Raw genomic sequence first — 21,884 nt, 5'->3', positions numbered from 1 at the left:
GGAGTCAAAAAGATGAAACTGAAGGGCATTCTGATCATGGGAACCTTGTCGCTGCTGACGCTGAGCGGCGTTGCTGCCGCGGAGGACAAGCTGACGCAATTGAAGGAGCAGGGCTTCGCACGCATTGCCATCGCGAACGAGCCGCCGTTCACCGCGGTCGGCGCGGACGGCAAGGTGACGGGGGCGGCGCCCGATGTGGCGCGTGCGGTGTTCAAGAAGCTCGGCGTCAATGACATCGTCGCATCGGTCTCCGAGTACGGCGCGATGATTCCGGGCCTCGCGGTGGGCCGGCACGACGCGATCGCGGCCGGTCTGTTCATGACGCCGCAACGCTGCGCGGCCGTCGCGTACTCCCAGCCGGTGCTGTGTGCGGTCGAGGCATTCGCGGTGAAGAAGGGCAACACCAAGAGCATCAAGACGTACGAGGAAATCGCCAAAGACCCGAAAGCGGTGATCGGCGTGGAAGGCGGCACCACCGAGCAGAAGCTCGCGACAGCCGCGCATATTCCCACCGAGCGCGTGATCATCGTGCCGGACGGGCAGAGCGGATTGAAGATGCTGCAGGACGGCCGCATCGACGCCTTCGCGTTGCCGCTGCTGTCGATCAGCGATCTGCTCGCGAAAGCGAAAGACGCCAGTCTGGAATCCATCGCGCCGGTGCAGGGCACGCCCGTGCAATGCGACGGCGTCGCGTTCCGCAAACAGGACACCGCGCTGCGCGATGCATTCGATGTCGAGTTGAAGAAGATGAAGGAATCGGGCGAATTCGCGAAGATCGTCGAGCCTTATGGGTTCTCCGCGAAAGCCGCGATGTCGACGAGCCGCGAGAAGTTGTGTGGTGCGTCTAACTGAAGCCAACTGGGGCCATTCGGGCCGCCGGACATGCGACTGTTCGCAGTCCGGCGGCGAGCCTGCAGCACGATGAGGTGCGTTTATGCATGACTGGTCCGGCTATCTTCTGCTCATTCTGAAGGGTGCGCAGGCCACCGTCGAACTGACGGTCATGGGCGCGGTACTCGCCCTTGTCATGGCCTTCGTCGCAGGGCTCGGGCGATTGTCGCGTTTCTTCGCGGTGCGCTCGCTGGCCACGGTGTACATCGAGTTCTTCCGCGGCACATCTGTATTCGTGCAGCTGTTCTGGGCGTACTTCGTCTTGCCGATGGCGGGATTGACGTTGACGCCGTTGCAGGCCGGCATCCTCGCGCTCGGCCTGAACGTCGGCGCATACGGCGCGGAGGTGGTGCGCGGCGCGATCCTCGCCATCGGCCAGGAGCAACGGAACGCGTGCATCGCATTGAATCTGACGCGCTATCAGCGCATGCGTCACGTGATCCTGCCGCAGGCATTGCCGCTGATGCTGCCGACCTTCGGCAACAACGCGATCGAATTGCTCAAAGGCACGGCCGTCGTCTCGCTGATTTCGCTGGGAGACATGACATTCCAGGCTCAGGTGGTGCGCTCGCAGACAGGCAATACGTTGATTCCGTTCGCGACGATTCTCGCGCTTTACTTTGCGATGGCGTGTCTGATCGCGTTCGGCATGCGCAAGCTCGAACGCCGGATGAGCGTCGGTCTTGATGGAATGAGGAGATAAGCGCATGGAATGGGACTGGAGTTTCGCGCGCCAGATCTTGCCGATCTTGCTGCAAGGCCTGGAGATCACGGTGCTCGCCACCGTGCTCGGTGCGATCGTAGCGGCCGTCGTCGGCATGGTGTTCGCGATTCTGCGCCTTTCGCCGAATCGCGCGGTCGCAACCATCACGACGGCCGTGGTGAGCTTCATTCGCGGCACGCCGTTGCTCGTGCAACTGTATTTCGTGTTCTACGTGCTGCCGGACATCGGCATACGCATGCCTGCACTGGCGGCCGGCGTGCTGGCGCTCGGCCTGCACTATGGCACGTACGCGGCGGAAGTGTATCGAAGCGGTATCGAGAACGTGCCGCGCGGGCAGTGGGAAGCGGCGAAAGCATGCAATCTGAATCCGGCGCAAACGTGGCAGCACGTCATCCTGCCCGAGGCCGTTCCGCCGATGCTGCCCGCGCTCGCAAACTATCTGATTTCGATGTTCAAGGAAACGCCGCTGCTGTCCGCGATTACCGTTCTCGAGTTGATGAACGAAGCGAAGATCATCGCGAATACGGACTACCGTTACCTCGAACCGATGACGCTGGTGGGCGTGCTGTTTCTGTGTATCAGCCTGATCGCAGTGGCTGCTGTGAGGCTGCTCGAAAAGCGCTTTCCTCCTCTTGGACATTGAGCGATGCGACCTGCCATTCAATCTGCCGTTCGCGCGCCGCGTCTCGATGATCGCGCGCTCGACAAGCGTATCGGGCTCGTGATTCTCGCGACCGATCACACGACCGAACCGGATTTCGCGGCGCTCGTCGCGAGCGAGCATATCGGCATTTACGTGAATCGCGTGCCCTACGTGAATCCTGTTACACCGGACAATCTGCGCGCGATGCAGCCTTCGCTGACGGCGGGCGCCGCGCTGATTCTGCCCGACGAAGCGCTCGACGTCGTGATGTATTCGTGCACGTCGGCGTCCGTGATGATCGGCGACGCGCAGATCGACGCGGCCATTCGTGCGGCGAAACCGCAGGCGCAGGTGGTCACGCCGACCGCCGCGGCCGTGACCGCGCTGCGTGCGCTCGGCGCACGGCGTATCAGCGTGCTCACGCCTTATACGGTCGAAACGAGCGGGCCGATGGCCGATTACTTCGCCGCGCAAGGCTTCTTGATCGACCGCTTCACGTGCCTCGGCTTGAGCGACGATCGCGAGATGGCGCGCATCTCGCACGACGATATCGTCGAGTTCGCACGTGCCGCGACAGCCGACGAGTCCGACGCGCTTTTCATTTCATGCACAGCCGTGCGGGCGGCTGCCGTCATCGCATGGATCGAGGTGTCGATCGGCAAGCCGGCGGTGAGCAGCAATCTGGCGACGGCATGGATGTGTTTGCGGCTTTGCGGCGATAACAACGCGAAGTCCGGGCACGGACGACTGATGACGCTGGCGTTGCCGTCGCTCGAAGTTTGAGCGGCGTGTAACGGCAAGCGCTAACGACTATCTGTCATATCGATGCGGTTCGGGGGCAATGTCGCATCGCTGGAGATTCAGGAGGGAGGAACGATGGATTACGCACATTCACATGCATGGGACGGCGAGGCGGGGCGGCGCCAGTCGACGGGTCTGCTACGCCGCGCGATTGCGGCATCGGCGCTCGGCAATGCCACGGAGTGGTTCGACTATGGCATCTACGCATACGGTCTGACGTACATATCGGCGGCGCTGTTTCCTGGCAGCACGGCTCAGGCCACGCTGTTCGCGCTCGCCACGTTTGCGATTTCGTTTCTGATCCGTCCGCTGGGCGGCTTGTTCTGGGGCCCACTCGGCGATCGCCTCGGCCGCAAACAGGTGCTCGCAATGACGATCATCCTGATGTCGCTGGCTACGCTGCTGGTGGGACTCGTGCCGACTTACGCGCAAATCGGCTGGTGGGCGCCGACGCTGCTGGTCATCCTGCGAATGATCCAGGGCTTCTCGACGGGCGGCGAATACGGCGGGGCGGCGACTTTCATGGCCGAATACGCGCCTGACAAAAAGCGCGGCTTTTGCGGCAGCTTCCTCGAGTTCGCGACGCTCGCGGGCTTTTCGCTCGGCGCGCTTCTGATGCTCGGCTGCTCGGTCGTGCTCGGCAATACCGCGATGCACGATTGGGGATGGCGGCTGCCTTTCCTGATCGCGGCGCCGCTCGGGCTGATCGGCTTTTATCTGCGCTCGAAGCTGGAGGACACGCCTGTCTTCGTCGAACTGGAACGCACGTGCCAAAAGGATACGCAAAGCTCCGTCACGCTGAAGGCGCTAATCAGCGGCTACTGGCGGCCGCTGGTCCTGCTCGGCGGACTGGTGGTGGCGCTGAACGTGGTGAACTATGTGTTGCTGGCCTACATGCCGACCTTCATGCAGAAGCAGTTGGGTATGAGCGACAACATGTCGTTGCTGGTGCCGCTTATCGGCATGCTGACGATGATGGTGTTTCTGCCGTTCGCCGGGACGCTTTCCGACCGCGTCGGCCGCAAGAACGTCTGGTGGTTTTCGCTTGTCGGGCTGTTTGTCGCCGCGATTCCGATGTTCCTGCTGATGAAGCATGGACTTGCCGGCGCATTGATCGGCTTCTCGGTACTAGGGCTGCTGTATGTTCCTCAACTTGCCAGCATCTCGGCGATGTTCCCGGCGATGTTCCCCACGCACGTGCGCTATGCGGGGATGGCGATCGCGTACAACGTGTCGACGTCGATTTTCGGCGGCACCGCGCCTTTGGTCAGCGACTGGCTCATTGCGCGCACGGGCAATGTGCTCGTGCCGGCATACTACATGATGGGCGCGTGCGCGATCGGTGCGTTGGCGCTGATCTTCGTCACGGAGACCTCGGGTTGCTCGTTGCGGGGGCGTGGGATACCGGGTAAATCGTGATCGCTTAGTAACGCTTAGTAGCGCGGTGCACCGACGCCTGTGTTGTCGCGCAATCGACGGGCTCGAGGGGCGACACGCGGCCAGGAAAGGACTTTCGTGTGCCCTCTCGCCCGGCTATCCGGACGGCCGTTTGATCTAAAGCTGCGATTGGGTGCCGGGCACGGTGTGCTTTCGATACCTTTATCAGTAGCGCACAGTCGACGGCAACAGCAGCAGGCGGCAAGGCAACGATCTCATGCGATATCTCCGATGCGATAGCCAACACCACGCACATTGCGGATCGTATCGACACCGAGCTTACGCCGCAGGTTGTGGACATGCACCTGAACGGCGTTAGTCATCATCTCGAGACGCTGCCCGAGTTGCTCGTGAGTGACGACACTCGTTGGATCACGCATCAACTCACGGAGCAACGCGGACTCCTGTTTCGTCACCGGTACCTCGTGGTCGCGCAGCCAGACGCGGCACTGCGCAGAATCGAGCCACAACGCACCCACGTGCAGCGTTGTCTCCAGGCGTCGCATCTGCTGCAGACCCTCGACACGGATCGAGGCAAGCAACTCGTTTAGTGCGAACGGCTTCACCAGACAATCGTCCGCAACGCTGTCCTGGCTCGCGGCTTGATCCGCGCCTGTGTTCCGCGGCGTAATGACGAGGACAGGTGTCGGATCGTTACGATGCCGCAGTCCTGCAAGCAGCGTCAGTGCATCGCCTCCAGCCAGCGCAAGATCGAGCAGCACCAACCCGTACGGCGTCGTTCGAAGTACCAGCAAGGCCGATGCCCCGTCTATTGCCCAATCGACGACAAAGCCCTTTCTACGTAACCGATGCTGCAACGGGCCGCCAATCAAGAGGTTATCTTCCACCAGCAATATGCGCATCGATTGTTCCGCCCCCGGCTCAGCACGCTTTATTCACGTTGATAAGAATAAGATTGGTCCGCAGCCGACAATCTGCTTTCTGCGTTCGATTTCACGGCTGACCCGATAAAGCCGGACCGTCAGGCATTTGCAAGAAGAGCGCTGTGCGCCTTTCCAGCCTGATCTTGCTCATGGCGTCTTCCGCCGCAGTCGACGGACGCTATCCGGCGTTAACTTTTTCTTAAGTCTGCACTGGCAAGCTAGCCATGCCATCTACAGACCCGCCCCGGGTCCGCAGCCCTGACACCTGAATTGCTGGAGGCGCAGACTATGAACAGAATCTTCAAACTGGTCGCTCCAATGGTCGTATTGTTTGCACCGACCCTTTCTTTTGCGCAATCGTCCAATGGACCACCAACGCGTGCGGCGGTACGCGAGGAGTTGGCCCAGCTCGTAAAAGCCGGCTACAGACCTACCGGACGCGACAACAAATATCCAGGGGACCTGCAAGCGGCTCAGGCGCGCGTTGCTGCCGGCGCGCCCGGGCACTCGGCTGTGCCGGGTCAATCCGCACCGACGACGGCCCCGAATGCGCAACATGACTGATTCCGCTCACGTGATGGTCGGAAGAGGGAACGGCAGCGGTTCGTTGCGGCAAACGCCAGGCCGCCAGCGTCAAGCTGGCGGCTCGCTCATTGAGTCTGAAGGACGGGAGGCGACACTTCATCGTCCATTCCTGCGAACCAGCGCTTGCGCATGGGCGCGAGAATGAACTTGGCCGACACGCCCGCGACGATCGACACGACCGCGGAGCCGATGAACACATGCTCCCATGATCCGCCTGCCGCCAGCAGTGACGCGATGGGGACGATCAACGACGCGGTGCCCTTGGCCGTGTAGAGCGTGCCGGCGTTCGACGACGCGTATTTGCTGCCGAACGTATCCGCGCAGATCGCGGGAAAAATCGAGAAAATCTCTCCCCAGCACAAGAAGATCAACGGCGCAAAGATCAGAAATGCATAGGGATCGTGTCCGTAGGCATTCATCCCGAGCAATGCAAGTCCCTCGCCAACGAACACGATCAGCATGGTGTTTTCGCGCCCGATCTTGTCGGACAGGAGGCCACAGATCGGGCGGGTCAATCCGTTGAGCAGGTTGTCGATCGATAGCGCGAGCGTCAACAAGGGCAACGTTGCACCAAAGAACTGCACCGGGAGCTTCGCAAACCCAAATGCCTTCGCAATCGGACCCAGTTGCGCCGTAGCGATCAGGCCGCCGGCTGCTACGAGCACGAACAACAGATAGATCATCCAGAAGAGCGGTGTCTTGATCATCTGTCCCGGCGTGTAGTCGATCCTGCTTGTCACGACGCGCGCGACGGGCTTGATGCCGGGGCCTGGATTCGGGCGAATCAATGCAATGCTCAGAATGAAGATTGCGATGCCCTGGATAATGGCGAATACGAGGAACGTCTGCCGATACCCCGAATTGTGAATCATGTTTGCGATGGGGATGACCGTCAGCGCAGCGCCAGCGCCAAAGCCTGCCGCCGTCAGTCCAGCCGCGAGCCCGCGCCGGTCCGGAAACCACTTCAGCGCATTGCCGACGCAGGTGCCGTATACGCAGCCGGCTCCGAGGCCCGCGATGATAGAAGCCGCGTAGAGCACGGGCAGCGTCGTGGCGAACGAATCGATTCCCCAGCTCAGCGCGACGAAGAACGCGCCGGCCATGACGACAGGGCGCGGGCCGAAACGGTCGACAAGCCAACCCTCTATCGGCACGAGCCACGTTTCGACCAGAATGAAGACGGAGAACGCCGTCTGAACTTCAGCAGCGGTCCAGGCGTTCTCCGTTTTCATCGGGACCACGAAAAGCGTCCACGCATATTGCAGGTTGGCGACGAGCGCCATGCAGGCAATGCCGATAAACAGTTGAGTCCACCGGCTTCCCAGGAAGGGTTTGCGAGCCGGCGAGGCAGTGGATGAGATCACGAGTTCTCCTGCAGATTAAAGGTAGGGTGACGGCGCGCGAAAGCGCGATCCTGCGCGCCGCACCTCGTTTCATGCAGCGTAGTCGCGGTACGGGTATTGCAGGAGGTGTGCTGCTGCAATACCCGAACCGGCGCGCGATATCAGGACTTCTGCTCGTACACCCCAACCTTGTTGCTTTCGTTGAGGTAGACGTAGACCCGATGGGTTGCCGTGTCGACCGTCAACGTGTGGACCTTGGGCTCGGTGTGGATGTGATCGACGACCTGATTCGCATCCAGATCGATCACCTCCAGTTCGCCCGTCTTGTCGCCGACGAAAGCGCGGCGCTTGTCGGTGTCGATCGCCGTCTGATCGACAGCGCCGGCGACGGCGATGGTCGTGATCAGCTTGCCTGTTGTCGGGTCCACGACAAGCATCTTCTTGTCACTGGTGCCGAAAATCAGGTGATTCGTTTTCTTGTCGTAGGCGCCGCCCTTCGCCGCCCCCTTCAAACCGAAGTCCCACACCGCCTCGATCTCATGGGTATCCGGATTGATCACGTCGATCTTGCTGCCAACTGGTTGATACAGTCGGTCGGTGGAGGCAAGGTATAGCGCGACGTCCGGACCGTCCTTGTCGTCTTCGGGTTTCAGCTTGAATGTCGCGGACATCTTGTACGGCGACTTCGGCTCAAAGACGGCTTCGTTGTTGCTGTCGTCGTTCGCGAGCAGAATCTTGCCCGACTTCGTGTCGACATTCACACCGTCTGGCGTTTTGCCGCCGCTGTCGACGGCGGCGATCCGGGCGAACGAGTGTTTGTCATAGACGATCAGCTTGCCTGTCGTCGCGTCCGTGACGTAGGCGTGGTGTGCATCGAAATCGATGCCGTTGCCGGAGTCGACGCCTGGCAGTGTCTTTTTCACCGTCATGGTCTTCGCGTCGATCACGATGACATTGTGATTGGGCGACTGGGCAAGCCAGACTGCGTGGGTGTCGTTGTCGTAGGTGACCCAATCGCCGTGACCGCCCTTGGCGCCGGGCAAATTGATCGTCTTCACGAGCTGATATTGCGACGTCTGCGCGTGGACCGTGACCGAGCATAATCCCAATGCCGCCAAACAGATCGTCAACGCTTTATGTTTGAGAAAAGCCATGTTGCCTCCATAGTTTTGGTGGGTTTTATCGACTACCTTGAATCCGACATCAGAATTTGTGGGTGATACCGATGATCGTCACCACCTGCGAACGAGTGGTCGAACTCGTCGCAAGATCGCCCACCGTGCCACCTGCCGCGACGATTGCGGACCCGTCTTCGCTGAAGGTCGTGCCGCTCGCGTGGGAATACCCGACCTCTGCATAGAAGCTCGTGCGCTTGCTCAGCGAGTAGGCGCCGTTGACGCCGAAGTTGTTGTAGGTCGCTGACGACGCTCCACTCGAACGCGTGTACACATAGTTGAGCGTGCCCGTTAGCGCGGGGGTGAACTGGTACTGAAGCGCCGCGCCGCCGATGTTGTATGTCTCGGTGCGGTTAAACGCGCCGTAGTTCATGTATGGCTTGTACTGAGCATTGCTGTAACGGATGTTCGCCGTGACGCTGCCGATCACATACTGTGCTGCGACCTGAAAGCTCTGACGCGAACCGAACAGCGCTGTCGCGCCAAAAAGCGGCACCACCGAATTGGTCTGGGTGAGGTCTGCCGCGCCGTTGCCGTTTGCGTCGTTCTTCGAGAACAGATAGCCGGTGGCAAGCGTCAACCCGCCGTTGTTGTACGACGCGGCCGCCCCATACGAGTGGCCGCCCGTCGTATTGCCGGCGATTCCGCCGACGCCGTACATCAACTCGTACTGGAAGCCGGCGTACGTCGGGCTCGCATACTTGATCGAGCTATTGATCCAAACCGAGTTGTCGTTGTTGTCGGCATCTCCGGGTGTGGTGAAAGCCGCCCCCGCGAAGCCGTCGCCGGTGATGGGCTGCACCAGATCGACGGTCGGATCGAATTGCCGTCCCAGGGTAACGGTTCCGTAAGCATCGTCGGCGAGGCCGACCGAGGCCTGGTGGGAAAAAATGCGATTACTGGAAAGCGATCCATGCGTGATGTCGAATGAACTTTCCAACGTGAAGATCGTGCTCAGGCCACCGCCCAGTTCTTCTTTGCCTTTGAGTCCCCAGTACGTCGCTGCGTTGTTGCCGCTTTGCATTGCTACCAGAGAATGGCCGCCGGTGTTGTTGTAGTAGGCCGCAGATTCGTCGAGAGAGCCGTATAGCGTGACGCTGCTTTGTGCATGTGCTATTGGGAGCACTGAAACGGAAAGTACTCCTATGAGAATGGGTCTCAACATGAAATATTTCACAAGCTCTCCTCCTTGAATTGTTAATAATTTGTAGGCCGAATCTAAAGATGGGTGATTCGGCACTGAGGACGGATACGTTGGAACGGAAAGTAACGCTTCAGATCCACCATGGTTGCCATCTCCCTATATCGAAGTGGTCATCCGATGGACGTTGTTTAGCGAGGATGCGTGACGGATGTCGTCTGTTCCGGAACGCACTTTGAGGGCGCGACAGGCTTTAAGACAATCGAATAATTTTATGTCGATCATTAAACGTACGTTATGAGTGAAAGCTGTTTAAATGATAAAAGGCTATTTGCGATAATTTCTCAGAGTTGTTTCGTGTGTGACGGGCATGTCATCTTGTGCACCGCAAATCCGCGCCCAGACAGGCTGAGATCAATTCGTATTGTGCGTTGTCGCCAGGCCATCGGAACCAGTTTCCGCGTGCTGCGAATAAAGGAAGTCGTAAAGAGAAGAAAGAGGTGCTGGACGAGCGATCTGCCGTTGACGCACTGGCAGTCAGGGAATTCACTAGGCGGTTTCAAGATCTCAGAGGCGAGAGAGATCTTAAGGTGTTGCAATTAATATTCGAGTGATTGGCGCGTTAACGGTCTCTTAAGGTTTTCGACGCTAGCCTCTTCGCCTTTGCGTGCAACGCGGCTGCGCACCGGGTGTCTGAAGTAGTTGTCTCGAGAGAGCATTTGCTGCCGAAAGTGGCAAAGCTCGATCTCTTCTGTTGTGACCGTTCCGTGCGAACTTTTTATAAATGAGGGCGGCGAGAAGGCGCGAAAAGCAAATCGAGCCGTGCCGGCTGTCGGGTGAAATACGGGGAACACATGCGCATATTGGTCGTGGGGCCTGACGCATTGATAGACGATGGGTTGAAGCACGGCTTGCACAAGGCGGGCTTCGCCATTGATTCGGTGAAGGATGCAGAATCAGCCATGCTTGCGCTTCGCACGACCTCGTACGGGGCGGTCTTGCTCGATATCGGTTTGTCTGGAAATGACGGCCTGACTTTGCTCGAACGGCTGCGGCAGCGAAATGACGCGACGCCCGTGGTTCTTATCGCAGATCGCGGTGCCATTCCGGAAGCGGTGGTGGGCCTGGACGAAGGCGCCGACGACTACATCGTCAAGCCCTTCACACTCGATGATCTTCTGGCCCGCATTCGTGTCGTGAGCCGGCATCAGACTGGGCACATGCGACCGTTACTGCAGGTCGGGGCGCTGAGGCTCGATCCCGCGCAACACCGCGTGTGGCTACGCGATAAGGAGGTATCGGTGACGACGCGAGAGTTCGCATTGTTGCAGGAGCTAATGCGCGATCCAGCAATCGTCGTCACGCGTGCACAACTTGAGGACCGCCTATACGGGTGGAACGAGGAGATCGAGAGTAACGCCATCCAGGTGCATGTTCACAATCTGCGCCGCAAATTGGGCGGAGACGCAATCCACAATGTGCGAGGGGTGGGCTACCGCATAGGGACGCTCTCATAAGGTCGACGAATTACAACCGGTTTTCTTCGCCATAGCGTTGCATGGCATTGACCAGTGATGTCGCAAGGGTCCAATGAACCTCCGGGCGACATCACTGCCCCGAACGGCCGTTGTACCTAAGGTACACGGAATCAAAGGACCGTTTTGGGACTCGTTCATTGACAGTGGGAAGCGTCATTCGTCGATGCCAGTTTGCGAATGGCAGCAACCTGACCTGAAGTCGACTCGCGGCTCGTATCGCCGGGCGTCCGCTGAGGCCGATATCGAGTCAATCGGCTTAACAGCCTGGTGTCCGTGATCAATTAACATAAAAACTGATAGTTATTGCGATTCGTGATAGTTTTTGCTGACCAACTGGCGGAATATTTCAGAAGACGGCTCAAATCGTTCTTCGATGCATGAGTGCTTAGGTATTATTTGCCTGTTTTAGCGTATTGTAATCTTAGTTTCCCAGTTTTTTGGCCAAACCGTTGCGTCGAGACGGAGGTAAAATTTCCTGTAGCCATGCGTAGCAATGTTTGGACGCATATAACATCGCAGGCTTATCTGACCGCCAAATTTCGGTACGACTTAGCTTGCGCGGATCGTTGATAAGCTTGAGAATCCTCGGCATGCACGTTTCAGGGGTTAGCACTTCTCGACGTTCCCTTCTTGTACTAAGTCCCACTCTGCGTAGAAAGTCCCGATCATGCTTTCGCAGGTAGTTGTACGCCTTTCGATGGTTCCTATACAAATTTTCTAGGCCGTCGGAGCCTAGGGCCGCACATCTTTCGGCTGTTTTTCGGTAGGTACTGTCCTTGAGGCGGCTGGATCGCATGTTGCTCGCATAGAGGTTTCTTGACCATTTCTCCGAACCTATCAGAGAAAAATACAGCCGAAACCAGGGAATCTGCGAATAAAGCTTTGAAACTTTAAAGTTTGATAGGCTATCTCTTCTTCGAATTATTCCCCAACTAACTCCGGTAGCCAGTTCGTAGAGAACATTTCGTTGGATTCCGGAAGCATCTAACGCTTCAAGAACTTCATTCTGCTTGTCCTGTGGCAACGAAAAAGGTCCCGGAGCAAACGGAAATCTGTATTCTTCAATCTCGGGTTGCATTTCGCGCACAGAAAACAAATCTGGTAACTGTTTTTGTGTTGAACGGAAGTGCTCGATCAACAGGATATATATAAATGGGTTAACATCGAAATTCATTCCGGATAACGCAGACCACATTTTTTTCGTCGCTGTCGTCTTCGTGGTTGATACCTTGAAGAAAGAAAATAGATCGGAAATTGAACGCATTTTCCACCTGCGCAATATCGCCGATAGAATCGTTTGGAGATTGTTGTCGTTGAGCGGAAAGAGCGCAATGTTGCAAAGTGCCCTTTGATAATAGGGTCGACTAAAATCAGGTGTGATTGCCTGCCAGCTACCATCGAACAACATTCTTATAATCTCTAGTACTTTCCAGTATGGAGCGGGACAGCCGGCAGTTCGTCGAGCAACTAGCTGTAAGCCGCATGAAGCGCAGATCATCGATGGCAGTGAATACCTACCGGCTTGGATCAACGTTCCACATGCATGGCACTGCGAGATAAGCGGCGCCAAATGTTTGATGCAATGTTCAATTCCCGGCAATTGATGATAGGTGCGCCAATAAGCGATACCGTAGCGGTTGAAGTCATCTTCCACGCATGCTAGGCAAGCGCACGAATTGGCTTTAATGAGACCTTGGAGCGAAAGCCCGTGAAGATATGCTCTCCAGGGAAAGACGGATGATGAAAGCTGAGCGGCGCGCCATTGTTCCCGGAACGGTGCGGGAAGAGCATACGCAAAGAATGGCCACAGTGTGTGGTGCTCAAGGGTATGGTTCCTGTCGGCGAAAGCCCCGCTACGTATGATCTGGCTACACTTCAGTACGCCTTGTCCAAAGATGTCCAATCCTAAACCACCCAATGTTCCAAATAACATTGATCGGGTGCTGGAGGCAGATTCAAAGGTATTGTGTAATTTGATCGCTGTGGCGAACGAGCCAAGGGTCGCTCCAGTCGGCATAAGCGGGACGATGGGAATTTCCATGTTACCTTCTGATTGCAATGATCACGACGAGTCTGGGCGGCCGCAAAACCAGCGAGCATTGGCTGCTCGCTGGCACGCTGGGCGGGGATCAACTACTTTTTCGACGTTACACGGGCCAGTTCTTTTGCGCGTGCCACCAGTTCGGCCCGGTTGATCTCTGTCTGGTCCTGATCGGACATTGGTGATTTTGCGTCCTGGGCAGCCTGTTGTGCGTTTGCCGCATGATCCTGTCGCTTGCGGAACATCGCATCGGCCTGTTTCCTGCGCTGCTCGGGTGACTTGTACCTTGTCTGGTTGGCCTTTTTTGCTCCTTTACCGAAGGCTTCGTTGCCTGCCACTCCGGGATTGTCAGACAGAGTTGTGGCGGATGATGATTCGCTGGCTGGCAGTGACATCTTCCAGCGTTTCGCGAAGAGTTCAAGCGGCATATCGGTGTTTTTCGCTAGTTCGTTGATATCCTTCTTCACAAGCGCGTTGATCGTCCCGTGATATTTTTTCATCCTCCTGCCTGAGTAGGTCTCAGCGATATACTCAAACGGGATTTCACCAAGGTTTTTCCTGAGCCCCCGTTCCTGCATGGCGCCCAGGAGGGTGTCGAAATAGTCGCGTACCCCTCCTGAGCATCGGTAGAACTCATCGTGTGCGGTATCGTCAACCGGAAACGACAGCGGTAGGAGGTTATCCTGCAGTTTTCCGGATACGTAGCTTCTCCATGCCCTGTCTCTCCCGTCGGTTGCCGGCCACAGTTCAAAGTGACCGCCCTTGTACAGGCGTCGGGTATCCTGTGCGGATTGTTCAAAACCGGAAAAACCCTTGGGATTGCCAAGGAGCATGATGGGAATCCCGAAATTAAGAAGGCGCAGGAAGAATAGAAGTATCAGTTCCCGATTCGTCGAGAAGTTTCGATCCTGAATTTCATCGATAACCAGTAGTCCGCAATAATACTGGCTAAGTATCTGTCCGATTATGACCATAACCTTCTCGGTGCTCATCCGTGACTTCGGACCACCGTATGTTTCATAGTAGTGGGTGTCTCCTGAGGGGTCGTCAATGTCTCGTAAGGCGTTATCAATGGCAAGAAGGATATTGTCCAGGAAGCCCAGGCGCGAACTGTCCGCACTCATTGTTACGTCGAGGTAGATGATCTGCGCCTGTTTTTCCCATCCGCCTGCCTCGAATCTGCCGTGTCTGTGCACCTGCGGATAAAGGGAAAGAATGCGGTCTTTCATAAAGGTTTTACCCAGACCAGTGATGCCCTCCACGATGACAGCCCGAGCGAATCCCGGAAACCACGAAGCGCTTGGGAGTTTCGCCGGGTCGAGGGTGGCAATTTCCATGCGACGCCGGCGGTTGCAAGGCAGTGCCGGATGCCGCTCGATGTAGCTCGCACGGATCATCTGTTGGATGGCTAGGGCGATTTCGACGGCATCCGGTGTCGGGACGAACTGGCTTTGCATCAGGTTCAGAAAATCGATCCGCTGTTTGGGGTCCACATCTCTCCATGGCACGTTCTGCAGGGGCCGATGCGAAAGCGCCGCTGGCATACGTTCCACTTCGATCAGGGGGTCAAGCGGATCAAGCAGAGGGTTGGGGCCAAAGGCTGCGTCGAGCGCTTCCCGGGACGTGAGCTTGGGTTTCCTCGTGGTCATTTCGGATTCTCCTCATCTTCGAAGTGGCGGATCGCGTCAAGGACATCGTCGAACGTTTCGTCGTCCTGCGCCGGAACGGGATCGTTGGGGATGGATGGCTGGGCGGGGAACCCGCCGTGGTCAGGTTCAACGGCTGTGGAGGGGGAGCACCGGGTGCCAGTCCGTTTTCCTGTCGGATCGGCCAGGCCGCGCTGTTCGAGCAGGTCGGTCTCCTTCTGTTTCACATCGGCGCCGCCTGTCCCCGCCCCCTGGTGAGTCGGCCTAGTGAGTTCGGTTTCATTCGTTCTAGCATTGATAGACGACGACACTGAGGCGGCCTGTCTGTCCATGAAGTCGACCGCCTTTTGCTCGGCGCCTGATGTGTTCGCCAGTAGTGTCAGATGGTCCCTGTCCTGAAGCATCAGCAATTCATCCAGTGTGCAGTGCCGGATAAGCCACTCGTCGGGGTAAACGTTCCGGAGTTGAAGGAGACCCTCGTCCCGGGTCCGAAACCAGGCGACACTGAGGTCATTGGGATCAAGGGAAATCTCTGCCGGGATTACCTTCCTTCTCGCGGCCTCGAGCAGGCCCGATTCGACCAGGTATTCGTTCACATACCGGCATCGCTGCACATACTCCTTTTTGTTCCCACGATCCGGACGGTGCAAAAAGATGCCACGTTCGGTAATGGTCGCGGGAAACGACGGGAGCATGTGTGCCCGTATCATTTCCGGATCGGGCGGGGGGCTCGTGACATACCCGTGGCGGACATACCAACGAAACACGTCCATCCGGGTTGCAGTGGCGTCCAGTTCGTTTCGCATCTCGCCCGTGATCAGATGCGCGGGGGCGACCTCGATGGCGTTGTGATAGATGATGCGATGAATATGGTGTCCGACATATTCGTAGTAGTTGACGATTGCAGGAGTCGGTTTGGTGCCCGGCGGTGGATGTGTCGTGCCAGGTAGCCGGTGATCGACATCGAGATGACGCAGATGATGATCACCTTCTATCGTCCCCTTCGCGCGGCCATCCCCAGCGGGAGCAAATTCAATCCAGCCTTCCCAGGCTTTCAGGTACACCCGCATCGTCTGTGCGTTTCGACCTTCGCCATTGTCGTGAAATAATTCCTCAAAACGCAGACTCGGAATCATATCGTCTGTAACGCCACTGATGCCGAAGCGTGCACACCACGCCTCCTTGGACAGAGCGGCATGGGCTGCAGCGAGCAGAAAGACCCGGGCGGACGGGGGTTCAAATCCGATATAGACGCCGCAGATGACTTGCGTCAATGCCTCCATGACATCGAGATAAGTAGCGATGCCGACTTCGGTCGCCCGGTGTGTGATGGACGACAGCCGTACATCGCCGCCACTAGAATCAATCCATCCGCGTTGGCCAACTGCCCGGATCCCGTCCGTTGCCGACCCGTGCATACCCAGGTGGTTAAGCCGGTATTCATGTTCCCCAAGCATCCGGCGTGTAGCCGACTGGGCAGGATCGCCGCGTGGCCCCCAGTAGCGGAACTGGCGCAGCGTGGGACGTTTGTCTGCATCCGCCAGGACGGTCTCTTCGTTGCCGTTGCCGGTTTCCGGCGTGACGGCGTAGAAGGTCCGGGCGGTCTCCAGATGTGCCTGTCTGACCGACCTGCCGTCGCTGACGAAACATTGCCATCCGCATTGCAATTTGATCTTGTCTTCGTCAGAGAGCGCCAATCCACTGCTTGCACGACCTGCGACTGCGTCAAGCGCGTTCGGGCGCCCCAGCTTGCGTGTCTGCTTCTTCGGCTTTCCGCGCCCACCGTTGTAGCAGGTCAGGCCCAGCAGCGCATTTTTCTCATCGCCTGCCCATAGGCGGTGAAGTGCATCATATAGGTAGGCTTGGGAGTGACCTGTGGCTTTGCTCGTTTCGCGGATCCAGTTGGTGTAGCTTTTCGTCGTCAATGCCTCGTGAATCGACGTATTGCTGATATACGGCTGGATTGCCGTATAGGCTCGCTCGCGGACCTGAATGATTTTGCATGGCGCTTTCGTTGATCCACCAAACCAGCGGTTGAGATCTTCATCCTGCGCCTGCCATAGCACGGGGCACTTGAAATCGCCGATGCGTAATCTGCCGTCGCTGACGGCAGAGTGGAGGTATGTGGCGTCAACGAAGTGCGGGCCGTGTGCATACTTGCGGCGACCGTCGAAATCCACGGGGATCAGCCAGTAGCCTCCCGCATCCGCGGTCAGGACGCGGCGGGGAAACTTGTATGGGGCCTCATCGCACGAGGGAATGAGGATCGATCCAATGCGTATCATGTCCACGATGCGTCCCCCAGAAGAAGACGTGCAAGGGCGGCTTTCAACGCGCGACCGCCAGGGATCGGGCGCTCGGTATGAAAGATGCGATAGCGGAGGTCAATGTCGATCGACTGTGTCCACTGCATATAGGTGAACACGGTCCAGACGTGCCGTTCGTGCACGCCGAGCTTGCTGGCCGTGCGGCGCACCGCGTCGACAATCGTTTCCCGTTCCAGTTGCAGAAGTAATTCCGCTTCAACGCGATACAGGGTGTCAGGCGCAATATCGCGTCTGACAGCGTTGACGGCATACGAGCAGACCAGCAGGTTGTCCATAAGGGGACGTGCAACGCAGTGCGGGTCGAATTCCGTGTATGGGATGCTGTTCGCGTCGGCGTAGCGCCTGCAGTACCTGACATCGGTGTCAGATGCACGGGCGCGGGCGTCAGGATTGTCTCCGAGCGACCGGCAACTCATCATGATGCAGTGGGGCGCTTCGCGCGGACCGCAAGTCAGCATCAGATTGACGATCGGCACCGAACCCGTGTTCGCTCGCCTATGAATATGTTGTCGCTCGTTTTTGCCATCGATGATGTCGAGTAGTCCACGGCAGGTGAAAGTCACGGGCTTGCCAAACGGCCAGCCGGAGAGTGGATGAGGATGGGCAAACGGCCAGAGTGGGTAGCTCTCTCGCGCATCGCGTGCGCCAATCCATAGCGCCAGTATGGCGGCGTGCCGAAGCGGTCGCTGCTGGAAGCTGCTGGCGCGGCGGTATCCCGGCAGGGGTCCTGTCGACTGCAAGCCGAAACGGGTGGCGTTTCCTCGAACCACCTGCCAGAACGGCGTGTATTCATCAAGATGTCCTTGACCTACGCCACGGTCTATCAATTCCATGAGTGGGTTGTGGCTCATGATCGCCTCTGCTGGGAAATAGGGCGTCGGTTCGATGCATCCGCGCCCGCACACCTGGTTAAATGGCCGGGTCGATGCCGGTGATCGCCGGCTGACAGCTGGTTCATCTCTTCCTCCTTCTGGCACCGAGTCTGTTGCCTGACGCCGATGCGAACGGGCGCGCCGGCGCAACGCTTCGCACGCGATGCGATCGTGCGAGGCACTACGGGCGAGCGAACAGGTGGAGAAATGGCATGCGCGGGGTGGCCTCTGCCTGCAACGAGCGTGCGAGCATCACTCCCGGCTTGACTTCCGGTAGCTGGAGGACCACACTAAAACGCAGTCGTTCCGCGAGAACTTGACTGAGTTGTGCGATCGCGCCCGGGTGTCCACCAACACTTGGGCGTTTTCGTCTGGAATGCGCTGCCAAGGGGCATCAAGACATGGTCGTTCCTCCTCGATTGATGATCTGGTTCCGGCTAGCTGCCGCTGTTACGACGGGGCATGGTTTGACCGTCCTGACGCAAGGTGTAGCCATTGCACCACGTCGTTTGTCAGGGCGAACCGGCCGCGGCGGTGAGGGATGCGGAACGTTGCGATGGGTACTGTGTTTCGCTCAACCGCCTTGCTGAAGGCTTGCGCGGTCGGATAACCAAGCGCGCGCCATAAATGACGTCCACCCATTAACGGGCCATGCGTCTGGAGTAATGGTTCACCGTGAAAGTCCTGGCATTCGCATAGTGTCATGATCTGACCTCTCCGCGATTGAAGTTGATGCTTGTCGCCTGAAGTACCATTCAGTCAGACTAGTCAGGTCAACTGAAAACTGCACGGGACAAATTTCATTGCAAATTTGTCCCACCCTCGGAGATTAGGTGATGGCATTGCATTTCGAGCCAGTCGCCCCGGATGCGGCGCAGGACGGTCAATACCTGTTGTTCGATTGGCTCGGGCCTACACTGCTGACTCAGATGAGCAGGGCTCTCCATCTCGACCATATCAAAGCACGACTCCTCTATTGCCTCGCGGCCCGTCTGGCGGGCGATCCAAGCCCGAGGGGCATCGCTCGAAAGTTCTGCGGGAAGGAAGACGTGGAGACCGTCAGGAAGCGATACACACGTCTGCAGGACTATGCATCTTCGTTCGATGGTTCTGAAAAACGTAAGAACGGGATCGTTTCGACCTGTCTTGAACATCTTTCAAAACACACCAGCCTTGTCGCCACGCTGTTTTACGCGCCGATCTGGGAGATAGTAAGCAGGGGCCATTGGTCGCTTCGGGAACTGGAGGCAATGCGAGATATGGTTGAGTCAATGGGTGTCGATATACCTGATGATCCAACGGACGAATTCAGTGCGTGCTGCTTCTATTTTTCGCTGTGCCAGCCTGGCGTGCACGGTGCGCCAACAATCTGGGCCGCGGCGAACGTTACTGCCTTTTGTATGGCGCGAGCACAGGCGGTGGGTGATCTGGTGGCGTACGGCGTCGCCTATGACGCGATGATTTTCCACGCCCGTGAAAGCCGGATGGCTCAAGGTGCCGACGTCTTAACGCTCATGATGCGCGATTTTTGGATGATGTTTGTTCGCTTCGTGCGCCTTTGGCATTCGCGCGTCAAGGTGGCGGGGCTGTCCGAATATGACCGCAAGAGTGTTGCGAGGCTTCTCAGGGCGCATAGTGTGGAGGTCTACTGGCAGGTGATTTCGAGTGCGCCTCAACATGCTGCTGCCCGGCCCAAGCTAGTAACGCGTGGTGGTTTGCGGCTGGTCTATAGCGAGGAGTGCGTCCGGGCACATTGCTGTCGTTTGGGGAAAAGAGTATGGCGAATACCTGCTTGGCGCGCCCGACTCTTCGCGCCGAAGCCGCTCCGGAAGGTCGCGAGAGAAGAGGTCCGTTATCGCGGAATCAAGGTTGAATCTGATCCGCAGACCTTTTCGTTAAACGTGGAACTGTCTGACCGGACATGCTAGGTGCCCTCACGAGGCGCTCGAGCCTCCTGGGAGCGTTCCATGAGGGTGGCAGACGTCTGGAAAACTCCCCTCCACAAAATCCCGCAGCTGCGTGAGGTCGGTGCGTGCATACGCGGCCGTCGTCTGCACCGACGCGTGCCCCAGTAACGTCTGCGCGACGGGCAGCGGCACCGCGTGATCGACGACCAGCGTGCGCGCATAGCCGTGCCGCAGCCAGTGGGTCGACGCCGCGCGGATCAGCGCCCGGGTCGCTGCGTCACCGGCCGGGACCGTTTCTTCCGCCGCCTGCAGCACCGCCTTCACTTCATCGTAGAGACCGCTGTGCCCGAGTGCGTCGCGCTTCTCGCTGTGAATCAGGGGTACCGACTCGAACGGCGCGGGTTCGGCGGCGAGACCGCGCAGGACGCGATAGTCACGCAGCACGGGCGCGCAGCGCGACGGCAGTGGGATCGCGCGAAGCTTGCCGCCCTTGCCGCGCACATGCAGCGTCCATTGACCGCCCGTCGCGCCGGATGAGCCGTGTGCCGGGTCGGCGGCCGTGGTCGCGTCCGGCTCGACGCTCAGGCGCGGCAGTCCCAGTTCGGCTGACCACTCGAGTTCGGCGAGGCGCACACCGGCGAAGCGGTAGAGCGTCCAGATCGCACAGCGGCGCGCCCAGACGAGGACCGATACCCCCGGCGGCCGCGCCCCGGCCGTGACCGTGTCGCACTGCGCGAGCACCCGGGCGGGCAGGATCCGCGACGGTGTCCACGTCATGCGGGCGGCCCCACCGCCTGACAGCTCGGCGGCGGGGTTGATCACCAGGTAGCCCGTCTTCTGCCAGTAACGGAACAGGCTCGAAATGACCGCAAGCGCGCGGCGGCGGCCCGCGTCGCTACGGGACGGCGTGCCGGCACGCGCGGCACTGGGTTGGGACAGCACCATGGAGGGGTTGCCCCCCGTGCGGCCTGCGGGGCCGAGTGTTTGCCGGAAGGCGAGCAGGTCATCGCGCGTCAGGTCGGATAACGGCCCGCGCCGGTGCGCCTCACACCAGCCGATCAGGCGGCGCAACTCGGTCCTATATGCGCGCAGCGTGTGCGGCGAACGCTGCGCCCGGTCGCGCAGGAATAGCGCGAGGGCCCGGGCATCGTCGGTCACGCCGAGGGAATTGGTGGTCGTTGCGTTCATGAAGCGGCCGGCGCGCGTGAGCCACATACGCAACGCCGCGGGATCGCTGCTACGCGAGACGGACAGCGCGACGAGTGTCGCCATGTCGGCGACCGCCATACCGGCGGCATCGCGCGTCGCCTCGGCGGGTGTGACGGCGCCGTCGCCTTCATTGCCTGCGCTGACAATGGGTTCGCCGCGCTGGCCGGCAGCGTCTGCTGTGTCGGTGTCGGGCAGATGCCGGAACCGGCGGCGGTGCGCCTGCAGCACGCGGGCGAGCACGGTATCGGGCGAGGGCGCATGATTCGCGGTTGCAAGGTGCAGGCGCCCCTGCGCCCAGTACTCGATCGCGACATCGTGCTCGAGCAGCAGCGCGAACACGGCCGGGTGCGCGCGCTTCGCGTCGGCGAGCGATGGCGCGGCGCGTTTCAGGTCGGCGAGCGTCCAGCGACGATACAGGACGTGACCCAGTGTCTCCTCGAGATACGCGAGCGCGGCGTCGACGCCGGGAGGCAGCCGCTGCGGTGGCAGCACACCCGCGTCGATCCAGTCGGTGGACTTCATGATGACGGGCTTTTACGCGCACGGGGTGAGCGGGGCCGTGGGCGCGGTGCGGCAGCGCCGGCCGCCGCGCGGCTCGAGCAGCAGCGCGAACACGGCCGGGTGCGCGCGCTTCGCGTCGGCGAGCGATGGCGCGGCGCGTTTCAGGTCGGCGAGCGTCCAGCGACGATACAGGACGTGACCCAGTGTCTCCTCGAGATA

The 21,884-nt window shown here is 59.0% G+C and carries 17 protein-coding genes and 1 pseudogene; 8 read left to right on the top strand and 10 right to left on the bottom strand.

All coding sequences use genetic code 11. The annotated features are described in order from the left end of the window. The first annotated feature begins 12 nt into the window (after positions 1-12). The 5 genes from ehuB to G3N95_RS25205 all read left to right on the top strand — a co-directional run bounded on the left by ehuB (position 13) and on the right by G3N95_RS25205 (position 4,478). Positions 13-852 carry an ectoine/hydroxyectoine ABC transporter substrate-binding protein EhuB gene (gene ehuB / locus G3N95_RS25225; RefSeq protein WP_205972797.1) on the top strand — a complete coding sequence of 280 codons (840 nt, stop codon included), beginning with the start codon at positions 13-15 and terminating at the stop codon, positions 850-852. Positions 853-934: 82 nt separating this feature from the next. Next, complete coding sequence (gene ehuC, locus G3N95_RS25220) at positions 935-1,594, top strand: ectoine/hydroxyectoine ABC transporter permease subunit EhuC (RefSeq protein WP_205972796.1); 660 nt, start codon at positions 935-937, stop codon at positions 1,592-1,594. A 4-nt stretch (positions 1,595-1,598) separates the two neighbouring features. Next, positions 1,599-2,258 (top strand): ectoine/hydroxyectoine ABC transporter permease subunit EhuD, encoded by a 660-nt coding sequence (gene ehuD / locus G3N95_RS25215; protein WP_205972795.1) that lies wholly within the window; start codon positions 1,599-1,601, stop codon positions 2,256-2,258. A 3-nt stretch (positions 2,259-2,261) separates the two neighbouring features. Further along, the gene (gene eutA, locus G3N95_RS25210) at positions 2,262-3,041 is read left to right on the top strand and encodes an ectoine utilization protein EutA (RefSeq protein WP_205972794.1); all 780 of its coding nucleotides are present in this window, start codon (positions 2,262-2,264) and stop codon (positions 3,039-3,041) included. Between the two features lie 93 nt (positions 3,042-3,134). Beyond that, entirely contained in the window at positions 3,135-4,478 is a 1,344-nt protein-coding gene (locus G3N95_RS25205; protein WP_205972793.1) for an MFS transporter, read from the top strand. Positions 4,479-4,711: 233 nt separating this feature from the next. Here the strand turns inward: G3N95_RS25205 and G3N95_RS25200 are convergent, their stop codons facing one another. Beyond that, the gene (locus G3N95_RS25200; protein ID WP_205972792.1) at positions 4,712-5,359 is read right to left on the bottom strand and encodes a response regulator; all 648 of its coding nucleotides are present in this window, start codon (positions 5,357-5,359) and stop codon (positions 4,712-4,714) included. 309 nt (positions 5,360-5,668) lie between these two features. Between G3N95_RS25200 and G3N95_RS25195 the strand changes: the two genes are divergently transcribed. Further along, positions 5,669-5,944 (top strand): DUF4148 domain-containing protein, encoded by a 276-nt coding sequence (locus tag G3N95_RS25195; RefSeq protein ID WP_205972791.1) that lies wholly within the window; start codon positions 5,669-5,671, stop codon positions 5,942-5,944. 86 nt (positions 5,945-6,030) lie between these two features. On the opposite strand, the gene oxlT is transcribed toward G3N95_RS25195, so the two are convergent. From oxlT to G3N95_RS25180, 3 genes are all read right to left on the bottom strand, one after another. Then, positions 6,031-7,326, bottom strand: a complete 1,296-nt coding sequence (gene oxlT / locus G3N95_RS25190) for an oxalate/formate MFS antiporter (RefSeq protein WP_346778404.1) — start codon at positions 7,324-7,326, stop codon at positions 6,031-6,033. Between the two features lie 143 nt (positions 7,327-7,469). Next, on the bottom strand, positions 7,470-8,462 hold the full coding sequence (locus G3N95_RS25185; RefSeq protein WP_205972790.1) for a hypothetical protein: 993 nt from the start codon (positions 8,460-8,462) through the stop codon (positions 7,470-7,472). A 49-nt stretch (positions 8,463-8,511) separates the two neighbouring features. Next, positions 8,512-9,609 carry a porin gene (locus G3N95_RS25180; protein WP_346778401.1) on the bottom strand — a complete coding sequence of 366 codons (1,098 nt, stop codon included), beginning with the start codon at positions 9,607-9,609 and terminating at the stop codon, positions 8,512-8,514. 869 nt (positions 9,610-10,478) lie between these two features. On the opposite strand from G3N95_RS25180, the gene G3N95_RS25175 reads away from it, so the two are divergent. Continuing rightward, the gene (locus tag G3N95_RS25175; protein WP_205972789.1) at positions 10,479-11,141 is read left to right on the top strand and encodes a response regulator; all 663 of its coding nucleotides are present in this window, start codon (positions 10,479-10,481) and stop codon (positions 11,139-11,141) included. Positions 11,142-11,583: 442 nt separating this feature from the next. On the opposite strand, the gene G3N95_RS25170 is transcribed toward G3N95_RS25175, so the two are convergent. From G3N95_RS25170 to G3N95_RS25155, 4 genes are all read right to left on the bottom strand, one after another. Continuing rightward, a complete protein-coding gene (locus G3N95_RS25170) occupies positions 11,584-13,203 on the bottom strand; it encodes a hypothetical protein (protein ID WP_205972788.1) in 1,620 nt (539 codons plus the stop codon). 92 nt (positions 13,204-13,295) lie between these two features. After that, a complete protein-coding gene (locus tag G3N95_RS25165; protein WP_205972787.1) occupies positions 13,296-14,852 on the bottom strand; it encodes an ATP-binding protein in 1,557 nt (518 codons plus the stop codon). Further along, positions 14,849-17,140: a hypothetical protein gene (locus G3N95_RS25160; protein WP_205972786.1), complete on the bottom strand. Its 2,292-nt coding sequence runs from the start codon at positions 17,138-17,140 to the stop codon at positions 14,849-14,851. The genes G3N95_RS25165 and G3N95_RS25160 overlap by 4 nt, the downstream gene beginning before the upstream one ends. Further along, on the bottom strand, positions 17,131-18,027 hold the full coding sequence (locus tag G3N95_RS25155; RefSeq protein ID WP_205972785.1) for a hypothetical protein: 897 nt from the start codon (positions 18,025-18,027) through the stop codon (positions 17,131-17,133). The genes G3N95_RS25160 and G3N95_RS25155 overlap by 10 nt, the downstream gene beginning before the upstream one ends. Positions 18,028-18,884: 857 nt before the next feature. Between G3N95_RS25155 and G3N95_RS25150 the strand changes: the two genes are divergently transcribed. Next, positions 18,885-19,976, top strand: coding sequence for a hypothetical protein (locus tag G3N95_RS25150; protein ID WP_205972784.1), 1,092 nt, complete (start codon positions 18,885-18,887; stop codon positions 19,974-19,976). 6 nt (positions 19,977-19,982) lie between these two features. On the opposite strand, the gene G3N95_RS25145 is transcribed toward G3N95_RS25150, so the two are convergent. Both G3N95_RS25145 and G3N95_RS25140 read right to left on the bottom strand, forming a co-directional pair. Continuing rightward, a complete protein-coding gene (locus tag G3N95_RS25145; protein WP_205972783.1) occupies positions 19,983-21,686 on the bottom strand; it encodes a tyrosine-type recombinase/integrase in 1,704 nt (567 codons plus the stop codon). Positions 21,687-21,698: 12 nt separating this feature from the next. Continuing rightward, positions 21,699-21,884 (bottom strand): annotated as a pseudogene (locus G3N95_RS25140) (integrase); the annotation flags it as partial.

The organism is Paraburkholderia sp. Tr-20389 (assembly GCF_017104565.1).
Lineage (GTDB): Bacteria > Pseudomonadota > Gammaproteobacteria > Burkholderiales > Burkholderiaceae > Paraburkholderia.
Note: the sequence above shows the minus strand (reverse complement) of the source record. Positions and strands in the feature narration are given on the sequence as shown.